We start from the raw sequence: 13,420 nt of genomic DNA, 5'->3' as shown, positions 1-13,420 counted from the left end.
ATAATCCCTAATATCTAATAATAATCCCATAATTATTAACAACTAAAATTAATATTATAATTATAATCTAACTACTATCAATAAGATCGATTATCTCACAAGCTTTACATATTAGCCCAGAACTAGGTTCTCCACATTTTTTACATTCATTAATATTATTTTTTGGAGTCTTGATATTCAACATCATTTTTTTAAAAGACTCCATTATATTTTCTTTAGTTCCAGGATTTTTAGATTCTGTTTGATTAAGAAAATTCTTTGTTTTTCCCCTAAGTGAAATACTCGAATAAGGACATTCATCAAGATGAATATCAATATTATTCATTACTGCCCAAGTTCCAACATCTTTTTCAGAAGTGTTCCAAAGAGGTTTAATTCTAGGAATAAGCTTCGGATGAATCATGCTGAGCATTGGCCCAAATTTAGAGAATTTAACTGTATCTGCTCTAGAAAAACTCATTAAAAATGATTGAATTTCATCATCAAGATTATGGCCTGTAGCTATTTTATCTGCACCAATTTCAAAAGCTGTTTTATTAAGAATATTTCTTCTAAAAACACCACAAGGAATGCATGCACTTTTAAAATGATGATAAATATCATCTAAGGTAAAACCTACTTCTTCATAAAATGACTTTTGTATAAGATCTACTCCAAGTTTTTCAGTATTTTTTATAGCAGAATCAATACCATGATGACGATAACCTCTAATACCCTCATCAACTGAAATAGCAGTTAAATCAAAATCAATATTAGATATATTTTGATATTTGACTAATGAATGTAATGTTAAAACACTATCTTTTCCACCAGAAAGAGCAATAGCTATATTATCCCCATTTTCAATAAGATTATATTGAACTATTAGATTTTCTATCTTAGAAAATATCTTCTTATTAAAATCATCTTTCTTTAAAATAGTCATAAAAACTCCATATTAGCTAAATTATTAGCTATATTAGCTATATTAGTTAATTATTAGTTAATTATTTGTTAACTATAATTAACTATTAATTAGTTATTATTAGTTATTAGTTAGCTATTAATTGATCATTATTCAATTATTTGTTAATCATATTTAATTTAATGATTTTTTTAATTCTAAAGTTCTGTGCAAAAGTTCATCATTTAAATATGTTTCATTAATATATTTATTATAGATTGGCAACCTTTCCTTAAGATTTAAACCTGCATCTTTTGTTAAATTACGCATATGATCAATTTCAGGCCAAGGAGAATCAGGATTTACATAATCTTTTGTTATTGGAGAAATTCCTCCCCAATCATCAGCACCACATAATAAGAATACCTGATTTGTTTCATAATTAAGATTAGGAGGAACTTGAATAGAAACATCAGAAAACAATAATTTAGCTACCGAAACAGTCCTAATCATATCTAATAAAGAAGGTTCTGGGTTTTTTTCCATTGGAATACCTTTTTTAGATCTAAAATTTTGAATTATAATCTCCTGTATATGGCCATATTTATCATTTAAATTTTTAATTGTAAGTAAAGAATCAGCAATTTCTTCTTTTGTTTCCCCAATTCCAATTAATATCCCTGTTGTATAAGGAATTTTTAACCGACCTGCTTCAGCTATAGTATCAATTCTAACTTTAGGATCTTTACCAGGACTATTTATGTGAGCTTCAATAGTTCTAAGTCTGTCAGATGAATTTTCAAGCATCATCCCCATTGAAACATTTACTTCTTTTAAAGATTTCATCTCTTCATAGCTTAAAACACCAGCATTAGTATGTGGGAGGAGTTTTGTATTTTTTAAAGTACTTTCACAAATATCATAAATGTATTCATTCATGTTTTCAAAGCCCTTTTCTTTTAATGCTATTTTTACAACTTTTTCTTGATCTGCTTGTTCACCAAAAGTAAATAAAGCCTCTTTACATCCATATTTTTCTGCATTTTTAAGTTGAAAAGTAATTTCTGTTTTATCTTTTAAAATAATGGCATTATTATCATTAGGGTCTTTTCTAAAAGTACAATACCCACAATAATTCCTACAAATCTCAGTTAAAGGAATAAAAATATTTTTAGAGTAAGTGATATTATTATTTTCTCTTTTTGAATTAGCTATAGCCATTAAATCAATAATATCATTCTGATTAGTATTCAAAAGACTTATAATTTCATCTTTTGTTAAATTTCCTTTTTCTAATTTGGATTTAGAAACATTAAAAATCATCAGATAAACCTCTATTAAAGAAAGTCATTAGAAATCATGAATTATAAATATGACTCCTAAACAAAATATACTAAAACTTATAATAAAAGATATAGTAAAATGTAATAATTATTAATAAGAATTATATATTAATAAGAATTATAATAAAAATTACAATAAAAAAATAATTAAAAAATTTAAATAAGAAATAAGATTTAAATAAAAATTATTATTTAAATAAGATTTATCATTCAAATAAAAAAATAATTATAAAAAATCATTCTTTCTCATCATCAGAAACTACAACTTCAACAAACAATGGACCTACATTAGCTTTATCCTTCCAAGTAACAACAAATACTCCAGAATGATTTAAATTCATTAATCTAAATTTTACAAATAAATTCATAGCTTCTAATGATTTTGTCATCCTCATTATTCCATTAGAATCAGTATCACCTTGAACAGAAACACTAGCCCTTATTTGTTCATCCATCCTATTTATAAGTTTTGCTGCTTCTTCAGATACCACATCAACATCAATTCCCTGAAGATGTTCTCTCAATTCATCCAATTTTGATTCCATATCATCAATAGATATATTTTTTGATGATCTTCCTCTGACAATTAAAATTCTATCAGTATCTAAAGCTGCTCTTGAACCATCAAAAGCTTCAAAAAATCCCATTACTTGCCCTGCGATTTTATGTAGTTTTACCATTAAATCACTCTTTTATAAATTTAATATTTTTTTTTATAAATCTAAACTATTTATAGATAATACTATTTTATAGATTACTAATACTCTTTTATAAATTAGTACTATTGTAGATTAAATATTTTTTATATTACCTATTTTATAGATTAAAACTATTTTATATATCATACTCTTTAATTTAAATTAATTATCTTCTATTTCTGCTTTTAAATCTCCCATAGTAGAAATTTTCTCTGCAAAAGCATTATGTCTATGAATACTTTCTTCATTAACTTGACGAACAGTAACTAATGTGTCATCTGGAAGATGAGAATAATTTTGAATAATCTTTTCAACCATATTCCTAACACAATCCTCAACAAAGCCAGGCTTTTTGTGTGCTTGCATAACTACAGCATTTTCATCAGGTCTTTTAAGAAGCTCACAGACAGGAGAACTCATAGAATCTTCAATAATTTGAATTATATCTTCTCCACGAACTACATGATGCTCTGGAACTTCTATTATAACAGTCCCAATACCTCTTTGATTATGAGAAGCAAAAGTAACAGTATCTACTACTTTTTGAGTAGTTTCTTCATCTAAGAATTCTAATAGCTTGTTTCTATCAGCTTCCATTACAGATTCTTGTGCGCATGGACAAACAGTCATTCCTACAACTTCTGCACCAATACTCTTTCTAATCTTAAATTCATCATTGTTTCTATAACCAACCGCTTTTGCTATAAGTTTTGTCATTTCCTGAGTTTTATTTTCAGTGACTGGAGATTTTTTCACAAACATGAAGTCACTGATCATTCTTACTTCAGCCACTTTAGCATATTTATGTTTTTCCATCATTGTCTTGACAATTTCAGCACATAGTGACTCAATCTCAACAGAACTCTTATTTACAACCTCTTCTACAACTTCACTAATAGCTTCTGGACTCCTAGACATATGAATACCACGTTGATCACTTGGAAGATCAACAAAAGCATCAAATTTAGGAATAAGAACTATAGGTCTTTTTTGACCCCTTTCTATTTTTAAAAGTTTTTTTACCCCAGTAACTCCAACACGAGTTAAATGAACTGGGATTTTAGGCATATTATCTTGTGTATCTGGGAAACAAACTACCAACTGTAACACCACAGTAAACATAAGTCAATTTTATGAATAAATATTATCATTCACGAATATTTATAAATAATTTAATCAATTTAAAAAAATTTACATTTGCATTCTTAAAACTTTATATATTTTCTATATTTATAATACTAACATTTGTACTAATAATCATTTAAAAGTATCTAAAAATACCAAACAAACAAAAATAATAATTAATTATAAAATAGTAATATAATACTTAATAGTGAAATAATAATTACCTTTAAAATATTCTCGCATCAACAACACAATGAACTACTCCAGGAGAATATTTTTTTATAATCCTATTGCCTAATATTTCTACTTCTCTATCTTCAGCAGCTTTTTTAATTCTTTTTATTGGACGTTTATCCATCAGTTTTTCTGGAACAGTTTCATGATAATGAATAATTCCTCCAGAATTAATAGAATTTACAGCTGGAGCTAAAAAATTATGGGTTGTTTTTACATATCCCATTAAAATCCTATCTGCAGATATATTAGGAGTTATTAAAGCAGAATCTCCCAAAATAGGTTTTATTACATCATACCCTAAATTTTTATTAGATTTATGATTAATTTTATTTAAATATATATTTTCATTAAGATAAAAATAAGATTCTGGGTTTATTTCAATAGAATAAACCTTTTTTGGATTAGAATGAAGAGCAATAGGTATTGAAAAATAGCCAACTCCCGCAAACATATCAACAATTACTTCACCATCCTGAACAAGATTTGCAATCCTCATTCTCTCGGTTGTATTGCCTTTTGACCACATAACTTTAGATATGTCAAGTTTGAACAAACAACCATTCTCTTTATGAATGGTTTCAGTAGATTTACTCCCTGCTAAAACTTGAACAGAGGGTTTTCTCATTTTTCCATTAATTCCTGTAACTTTAGCTATTGTATCTACATTATGTTCCTTTAAAAGATTGTCTAATTTTCCAATATAATCATCTTCTAAATTCTTATCAATGATAAGTATTCTACCTATTTTTTTCCACTTCATATAAATCTTTATTATTGTTTTTTATATTATAAAAGAGCATTAGTAAATTTAATTATATAATTTTAAGTGATATAATTTTAATTAATATACTTTCAATAATATAGTTCTAATTCTATAATTCTAATTAGTTCAACCAGTATAATTCTAATTGTTTTAATTATTATAGTTATATTTAGTATAGTTAATTAATATAGTTCTAATTAATATAATTTTAATAATATAATTTTAATAATGTAATTTTACATATTCAATAAAAATTCTGATGAGGATAAAATAAGTTTTATAATATATTTTAAATATTGAATAGGTAATTTAAGAGGATTCAAAGCTGAAAAAAGTAATACTTTTTCGAGTTTTTTTAAAAATAGTCAATTATTAATGATTTATCATTAAAAAATAGATAGAATAATCAAATAAGGGAAATTCTGTATAAAAAAATAAGTAAAAATAATCATTTTTAAAGAATAAGTTCAATCCTCTGGATTTTACCAATGTGGAGTGTATATGAGTGTGAAAATTCCCAGAGGACGAATTATGAACTTTTTCTTATATTGCATTAGCAAATATATTTATAGTAATACTAGTATAAAAAGCTTTCTTTAGTAATACTTTTTTAAAGTTTTTCAAAAAAAATATTCTCTACAAAAAAAGAGATAATTCTTAAATAAGTATTGATACTATTTATATGATTATAATATATTGCTTTAATAGAGTGATTTAATAAATAGAATTTTTAAGATATTTAATAATAAAACATATATAAAAACAAACATCATAATTATTAAATATTCTAATTATTTATTTTTATTAAAATAATCTTACATTTTTAATCTTTAAAACAAGACAAAAAATTTTTAAAAATATAACAAATAATACTTTATAAGAATAATACTTTTTATAAATAAAATATTAAAAAGTTTTAGAAAATAATAAAATCTAAAAAATGTTTTTAACTAAAAAACATATGTGATCCTTTTCATAAGGCTCAAGTTTAACTTTTTCTACTATTTTAAACCCTTTTTCTTTTAATTTTTTTTCTTCTTGTTTAAATATCTTTTGTGGTTTCTGATTAACATCAATACTCCTTGATTTAATCATTATAATTCCAAAACCATCTTTTTTCAAAAAAAGATTCATATTATCTATAAAAGCATCAGTTTGATTTGGTTGAGCTACATCACAATAAACTAAATCCACTTTAGAAACCAAATTAAGATATTTTTTTGGTTTAGTGGCATCTCCAAGAATTGGAGCGATATTTGGACGTTTTTCACATAAACGGACTAATTTTCGCATACTTACTGGTGAAAATTCTAATGCATAAATAAAACCATCTTTTGCTATATCCGATATATGAGATACTGTAGTTCCAGTGGAAGCTCCAAGATATAAAATTTCTGATTGTTCATCAATATTCAAATTTTCAAGCCCATTAAGATATGCTGCAGCTAATTTAGAACGAGTTGGATTCCAAAATCTGTATTCTAAATTATCTTTTTCAAATAGCTGCTCTCCATATACTCTTTTCCCAGGAACAATATTTTCAGTTGCTATTTCATCATCTTTAATATAAATATTCATAATAATCAGTTCTTATATAATTTAATCATTTATTATATAAATTACAAAATAATAAATTACAAGATAATAAATTACAAGATAATTTTTATTATACATACAATATAATAATATTAACTTTATCAAAGTCATTATCAATTCATAAAATATCATTTCATTAGCTAAATATTATTTTTAGCTAAATATTATTTTTCAGCTTAATATTACTTCTTTTTTCTTTTTTTATTCTTGAATTTTTTCTTTTTTTGTTTTTTAGTTTTCTTATATGATTTAGATTTTTTTCCTTTCTCAAAATTTCTTTCCTCTTTCCTTCTTTTTGTTGTCTTCTTTGGGAAAGGATTGTCTTTTTTAATTTCTTCTACTCTTTCAAGAAAACTTTCAGAAATACTTGGATCAAATTCTCCAGAAAATACATCTTTTCTTACAGCTAATGATATTTTCAAAGCTAAAGTTCTAGCTATTTTTCCTCTAATCCACCAATTATTTGTTCTTACCTGAGGATGCTGGAAAATCAGCCCATGTTTAGGAGGTCTTTCTCCTGTTTTAAGGTGTCTAAATAGAGCTTTTTCTGCCCCCATAATTTGAATAGTAGATGCAGAATACATCGAAAGATTTTTAATCCCTCCAATATGGGCAATTAGCTTTGCAGCTAAAGAAGAACCAAGTAAATCTCTTAAATTTGGAGCTAATTTTTCCATCTTTTTATCTATATATCCTTCTGTTTTATTTCTTGTTTTTTGAAGAGATTGAATTGATTTTGCAAAATTATTTATCATTTCTATGTCTTCAACTTCTATATCCGCACCACTACTTCCATTTTCAATATCAATTTCATTATTTTTTAATATAATATCAGGAGGAGATTCAATAATTTTTTCTCTATCATTATCTGCAATTAAATTGATAAAACTTTCATTATTTTGAATTATATCAATTTCAGGGAAATGTATAACATTCCATTCACGAAGTCTTTCTATTAGTTTACTAATAGACTCATCAATTTCATCTATAGAATTAATTGCTTGAATAACTAATTTATCTTCTTCTTTAGAAGATTCCTTCATTTTAAAAATAGCTATTTTGTTATAAATTGAAATTAATTTAGACTTATTATTTAATCTTTTAGAATTATCTAATTTTTCAGAGTCAAAAAAACCTATTTCACATAGAACATTCTCTAAATTTGACCTAAGGTAATTTCCTCCCCTATTTGGAGTCTGGATATGAATTTTATCTTTATATTCAGTACCTAAATAAGAAATATAATTAGAAAGCCTTATATTACTTTCAATGATTATATTATCATTATTTTTGATCAATCCTCTTATTAAATCAATTTCTTCAGTTAAAATTTCATTATTTTCTATTTTAACAAAATTTAAAGGTATATCATCTTCTTTAAAAAGATTATAATCAATTATATTTAATTTTTCATCAAGAGCTATGAAACCTGCAATAGAACTTGTAATATAAATTTCCATAATATAGTTTTTAATTTACATAATTATAAATCTTACATTATCTAAACATTTATAATATAAAATATTAAATTTATTAAATAATATTATTATTAAATAATATCAGTAAATTTACTAAATAGCCCTAATATCATAAAATTATTATTAAATATTAGTAAATTTACTAAATAACCATATTAACAATAAAATTTGTAACAAAAACTGAGAATAGTAAAATTAAAATTAATAAATCATACAATTAATTATAATAAACTCAATTATACTATAATAAAATTAAAAATAATAAACTTAAAAGCATTAAAATTAAAAATAACCAATATAATTAAGTGGAGTTTGTATATGCTTAAAACAGAATTATGTGGAATCCAATTTCAAAATCCTCTAATATTAGCTGCAGGAGTCATGGGGAGTACTGCCTCTTCCTTAAACTTGATTTTAGAATCTGGTGCTGGAGGCGTTGTAACAAAATCTTTTTCAATAAATCCTAACAAAGGTTATAAAAATCCAACAACAGTTGCAGTAAAAGGAGGAATTATAAATGCTATTGGTCTTTCAAGTCCAGGTGTCAAAAACTTCAAAAATGAATTAAAACTTATTAACAAGAAAAATAGGAATGGAGATGAAAACATATCTATTGCCTCTATCTATGGTTCAAATTCTGATGAATTTGGATATATGGTGAATGAAATAGAGTCTCTTGTTGATATGATTGAATTAAATGTTTCTTGCCCTCATGCAATGACTGGATGCGGTGCAGCTATTGGTCAAGACCCTGATCTCACATATGAAGTTGTTAAAGCTTCAAAAAACGCAACATCTTCAAATACTCCAATTATAGCTAAACTTACACCTAATGTCACCGATCTTACCCAAATAGCAAAGTCTGCTGAAAAAGCTGGTGCTGATGCAATAACTCTTATTAATTCAGTTGGTCCTGGAATGAAAATTGATATAAATGCTGGAACCCCAATTCTTTCAAATAAATTTGGTGGAATGTCTGGTCCAGCTATTAAGCCTATAGCTATCAGATGCGTTTATGATGCTTATGCAAATTGTAACATTCCAATAATAGGTGTTGGAGGAATATCTAATTATGAAGATGTGGTTGAATTTTTATATGCAGGAGCATCAGCTGTTCAAATTGGAACATCAATAATGTATGAAGGAATAGGTATATTTTCAAAAATAAAAGATAAGTTAAAATTTTTCATGAAAGAAAATGATTTTAAATCTATTGATGAAATGATAGGATATTCTAATAAAGGATAAAATATTCTAAATGATAAGATATGTTAATAAATGATAGGATATGCTAATAACTATTAAATCCATTTACTGAAAATTTTATAAAATTATTGGAATTTTTAGAAATTTATTTGGAAATTTACTAAGGGGATTTTAATGAATAAAATTATAAACAATTATGAGATTTTAGAAATTAAAAAAATAATTTCTGAAACTGATACTATTAAAACATTTATATTTGATTGGGAAATGAAAGAAGATAGGATACCGATTCCAGGACAATTTGTCATGGTTTGGAATTTTTTAGGAAAAAGTGATGAAAAACCAATGTCTATTTCCATAATTGATAGAGAAAATAATAAAATAGGAATTACCATTAAAAAAATTGGAGAATTTACTGAAAAGTTACACAGTTTATCTGTTGGAGATAAATTAGGTATTAGAGGGCCATATGGAAATGGTTTTAATCTTGAAAATATAGAAAATAAAAAAATACTAGCTATTGGAGGGGGAGTTGGTATGGCCCCAATAGCTTGTTTTACAAGTTACATAGGACAAAAATCTAATATAGATGTTATTTGTGCTTCTATAACCAAAGATGAATTGTTATTTTCTGAAAAATTAGAAGATGGTAGTGCAAATATTTTCACATGTACTGATGATGGAACATGTGGATTTGAAGGATATGCAACTCATCGAACTATTGATTTACTTAAAAGTAACTCATATGATATAGCAATTGTTTGTGGACCTGAACTAATGATGAAAGGAATTTTTGATTTACTTGAAGATAGAGAAATACCTGCACAATATTCTATGGAAAGGTATATGAAATGTGCAATGGGAATATGTGGTCAGTGTTGTGTAGACAATACTGGTTGGAGAATCTGTGTAGAAGGACCTGTTTTTTCAAATAAAGATTTAAAAAAAATTGAAGAGTTTGGAAAATATCATAGAAATGCCTCAGGGGAAAAAGAATCATATTAAATAATAATTATTATTATAAAATGGTGTTAGAGTGAAAGAAAAAATTTTTGATACAATTGGATCATCCCTATTTATAATATTGATTTTATTAATAGTGTCATTATTCACATTAATGCCAATATTAAATATGATAATACTTGGAATAATAATAGCTTATGGAATAAAGCCAATAAAAAATAAGTTTCAATCTAAACTTAAATACCCTTCAATATCCATTATATTAAGCATAGTAATTGTTGTTATTCCACTAATATTATTATTTGCATATACAATTTCAGTTACAATAGATTTATCTTATACATTTATTAATAATAACCACAACATTTTAAGTCAAATAAGTTTCAATCAAACAACAAGCATTATTAATAGTTATATACCTACTGAAATGCAGTCATCAACCGAATCAATCACTACTACAATAACAGAATTGATAAATGACATATTAAAATTATTCTTTGGATATTTCATAGAATTTGTAAAATCACTACCATTTGTTATGATTCAAGTATTTGTTTTAATATTCTCAACATTTTATTTTGCAAGAGATGGTTATAAAGTAAAGTCATATGTTAAAGCACTTATTCCAAAAGAAAAACATCAATTCTTTGGAAACATGATTAAAGAAATTAAAACTGTGTTAAAAAGTATATTCTATGGACATTTCCTAACAGGATTTATTATTGGACTTATTGCAACCATTGGATTCTTAATATTAGGATATCCTTATGCCCTATTTTTAGGTATTTTAACTGGTGTATGTCAATTAATACCACTCATTGGTCCTTGGCCAGTTTATACAATATTATTTATATATGATATGGTATCTGGAAATTATGTAAGGGGAATTATAGTATTATTATTTGGATTTGGTTTAAGTTTAAGTGATATGTATATAAGACCTACCCTTTCTGGAAAATATGTCGATATTCATCCAATGATACTTTTACTTGGATTTGTATCTGGACCAATTGTCTTCGGATTGATTGGATTTATATTAGGCCCTTTAATATTGGGAATTACTTATGCTGTTGTTAAAACATATAAAAATGAAAAAGAAAGATTAAGTTTAGAAAATAAAAATGTAACAATCTAAAAAGATAAAAACCATCTGAAAAAAATAAAAAAATAAAAAACAATTTGAAATGATCAATTATGGAAATTAAAAATATAATATTATTGGATATTGATTATATAACTCATGAAGAAAAAGCTGTTATACGTCTTTTTGGAAAAGAAAAAGATGAAAATGGTAAAACAGGTGAAAAAAAGATAATAGCTTTAGATGATACTTTTGAACCTTATATATATGTAATAGCTAATGATATAGAAAAATGTATAGAAGATATTGAAGATTTAGATTTTAAACTTAAAAAGATTGAAAAGGTTCATAAAAAGAAATTTCAAATTGAAGGTGAATTTTTAAAAGTAACATTTACACATCCTCAGGATGTTCCAAAAATAAGAGAAATAATAAGAGATCTTGAATCTGTTGATGATATAAGAGAACATGACATTCCTTTTTATAGAAGATATCTTATTGATAATAATATTTTTCCAATGTCAGAAATAGAAGTTTCTGGAGAAACAATCCCTTCTTTTCCAAGTATTAAATCTAAAGATTCAAATTTAAAAATAATGAAATTAAAAAAATCTCCTAAAACAGTAGATAGTGAATTTCCAAGTTTAAGAATATTAAGTTTTGATTTAGAAGTTAGAAACCCTTATGGAATGCCAAATTCAAAAAAAGATGAAATAATAATGATTGGTATTTCAAGTAATTTTGAGGTTGAAAAAGTAATCTCTACAAAAGGAAAAGAGCTAGATTTTGTAGAAACTGTTTCCTCAGAAGAAGAAATGATAAAAAAATTTGTAGAAGTTGTTAAAAATAATAATGTAGACATTATTGTAGGATATAATTCTGATAATTTTGATTTTCCTTATCTTAAAGATAGAGCAGGAATTTACAACATAAACCTTGATTTTGGAATGGATGGTTCAGGAGTGAAATTCTTAAGAAGAGGTTATGCAAATGCTGCTTCTTTTAAAGGACTTATACATGTTGATTTGTACTTAGTTATGAGAAGATATATCAGTTTAGATAGATATACTCTAGAAAGAGTTTATTTCGAGCTATTCGGTGAAGAAAAGATTGAAGTGCCTGGAGATAGAATTTATCAGTTTTGGGATAATGGCGGAGAAGAATTAACAAACTTATTTAATTATTCATTAGATGATGTTTTATCTACTTTAAAGATAGCTGAAGAAACATTACCTCTTAGTTTAGAATTAACTCGAATTGTAGGGCAGCCATTTTTTGATTTAACTCGTATGGCAACGGGGCAGCAAGCTGAATGGTATTTAGTACGAAAAGCATATGAAGACAATGAACTTGTTCCAAATAAACCGACTGGAGGAGAATTTTCTTCAAGAAGATCAGAAAGTGCTGTAGGAGGTTATGTAAAAGAACCAGAAAAAGGATTACATGATAATTTAGTACAATTTGATTTTAGAAGTCTGTATCCCAGTATAATAATTTCAAAAAATGTTTCTCCAGATGTTCTTTTAAAAAAACATTTAGGTGATGATTATAATATAGCTAATTATCTTTATAAAGAAGAAGAAATAGATGAAGATGAAAATAAATTCAATATATCCCCTGAATATGATAATAAATTTGCAAAAACTCCAAAAGGATTTATTCCTTCTGTAATAGGTAATGTAATTAGTGAAAGATTAAAAATAAAAAGACAGATGAGAGAAACTGATGACCCTACTGAGAAAAGAATATTGAAAGTACAGCAAGATGCATTAAAACGACTTGCAAATACTATGTATGGAATTTATGGATTTTCAAGATTTAGATGGTATTCTATGGAATGTGCGGAATCTATCACTGCATGGGGCAGAGATTATATAAAGGAAACAATGAAAAAATCAGAAGAATACGGTTTTAAAGCAATTTATGCAGATACTGATGGATTTTATGCTAAATATGATAAATAATTAAAAAACAAGGGAAAAATAAGTTTTAAAGTCTATTAAAAATAGCATTATTGGCAAATTTTTATGATATAAGCAAATATGAC

11 protein-coding genes are annotated in these 13,420 nt (G+C 25.5%); 4 read left to right on the top strand and 7 right to left on the bottom strand.

Going from position 1 to position 13,420, the window contains the following annotated elements; all coding sequences use genetic code 11:
• Positions 1-67 precede the first annotated feature (67 nt).
• The 7 genes from MarbSA_RS07555 to MarbSA_RS07525 all read right to left on the bottom strand — a co-directional run bounded on the left by MarbSA_RS07555 (position 68) and on the right by MarbSA_RS07525 (position 8,105).
• Positions 68-925, bottom strand: a complete 858-nt coding sequence (locus MarbSA_RS07555; RefSeq protein WP_042703005.1) for a TIGR00269 family protein — start codon at positions 923-925, stop codon at positions 68-70.
• 153 nt (positions 926-1,078) lie between these two features.
• Positions 1,079-2,206 (bottom strand): 7,8-didemethyl-8-hydroxy-5-deazariboflavin synthase subunit CofG, encoded by a 1,128-nt coding sequence (gene cofG / locus MarbSA_RS07550; protein ID WP_221061317.1) that lies wholly within the window; start codon positions 2,204-2,206, stop codon positions 1,079-1,081.
• 256 nt (positions 2,207-2,462) lie between these two features.
• Positions 2,463-2,906 carry a DUF2120 family protein gene (locus MarbSA_RS07545; protein ID WP_054834980.1) on the bottom strand — a complete coding sequence of 148 codons (444 nt, stop codon included), beginning with the start codon at positions 2,904-2,906 and terminating at the stop codon, positions 2,463-2,465.
• Positions 2,907-3,086: 180 nt separating this feature from the next.
• Positions 3,087-4,025 (bottom strand): GTP cyclohydrolase MptA, encoded by a 939-nt coding sequence (gene mptA / locus MarbSA_RS07540; RefSeq protein ID WP_221061316.1) that lies wholly within the window; start codon positions 4,023-4,025, stop codon positions 3,087-3,089.
• A gap of 250 nt (positions 4,026-4,275) precedes the next feature.
• On the bottom strand, positions 4,276-5,046 hold the full coding sequence (locus MarbSA_RS07535) for a class I SAM-dependent methyltransferase (protein WP_054834979.1): 771 nt from the start codon (positions 5,044-5,046) through the stop codon (positions 4,276-4,278).
• Positions 5,047-5,982: 936 nt separating this feature from the next.
• The gene (locus MarbSA_RS07530) at positions 5,983-6,627 is read right to left on the bottom strand and encodes a fibrillarin-like rRNA/tRNA 2'-O-methyltransferase (RefSeq protein WP_221061315.1); all 645 of its coding nucleotides are present in this window, start codon (positions 6,625-6,627) and stop codon (positions 5,983-5,985) included.
• 200 nt (positions 6,628-6,827) lie between these two features.
• Complete coding sequence (locus MarbSA_RS07525) at positions 6,828-8,105, bottom strand: NOP5/NOP56 family protein (RefSeq protein ID WP_221061314.1); 1,278 nt, start codon at positions 8,103-8,105, stop codon at positions 6,828-6,830.
• A gap of 336 nt (positions 8,106-8,441) precedes the next feature.
• Between MarbSA_RS07525 and MarbSA_RS07520 the strand changes: the two genes are divergently transcribed.
• The 4 genes from MarbSA_RS07520 (at position 8,442) to MarbSA_RS07505 (ending at position 13,337) form a co-directional block, all read left to right on the top strand.
• Positions 8,442-9,371 carry a dihydroorotate dehydrogenase gene (locus MarbSA_RS07520; RefSeq protein WP_221061313.1) on the top strand — a complete coding sequence of 310 codons (930 nt, stop codon included), beginning with the start codon at positions 8,442-8,444 and terminating at the stop codon, positions 9,369-9,371.
• Between the two features lie 132 nt (positions 9,372-9,503).
• Complete coding sequence (locus MarbSA_RS07515; RefSeq protein WP_221061312.1) at positions 9,504-10,334, top strand: dihydroorotate dehydrogenase electron transfer subunit; 831 nt, start codon at positions 9,504-9,506, stop codon at positions 10,332-10,334.
• 31 nt (positions 10,335-10,365) lie between these two features.
• A complete protein-coding gene (locus tag MarbSA_RS07510) occupies positions 10,366-11,427 on the top strand; it encodes an AI-2E family transporter (protein WP_221061311.1) in 1,062 nt (353 codons plus the stop codon).
• A 59-nt stretch (positions 11,428-11,486) separates the two neighbouring features.
• Entirely contained in the window at positions 11,487-13,337 is a 1,851-nt protein-coding gene (locus MarbSA_RS07505) for a DNA-directed DNA polymerase (RefSeq protein ID WP_221061310.1), read from the top strand.
• Positions 13,338-13,420 lie beyond the last annotated feature (83 nt).

This window comes from Methanobrevibacter arboriphilus (assembly GCF_019669925.1).
Classification (GTDB): Archaea; Methanobacteriota; Methanobacteria; order Methanobacteriales; family Methanobacteriaceae; genus Methanobinarius; species Methanobinarius arboriphilus_A.
Note: the sequence above shows the minus strand (reverse complement) of the source record. Positions and strands in the feature narration are given on the sequence as shown.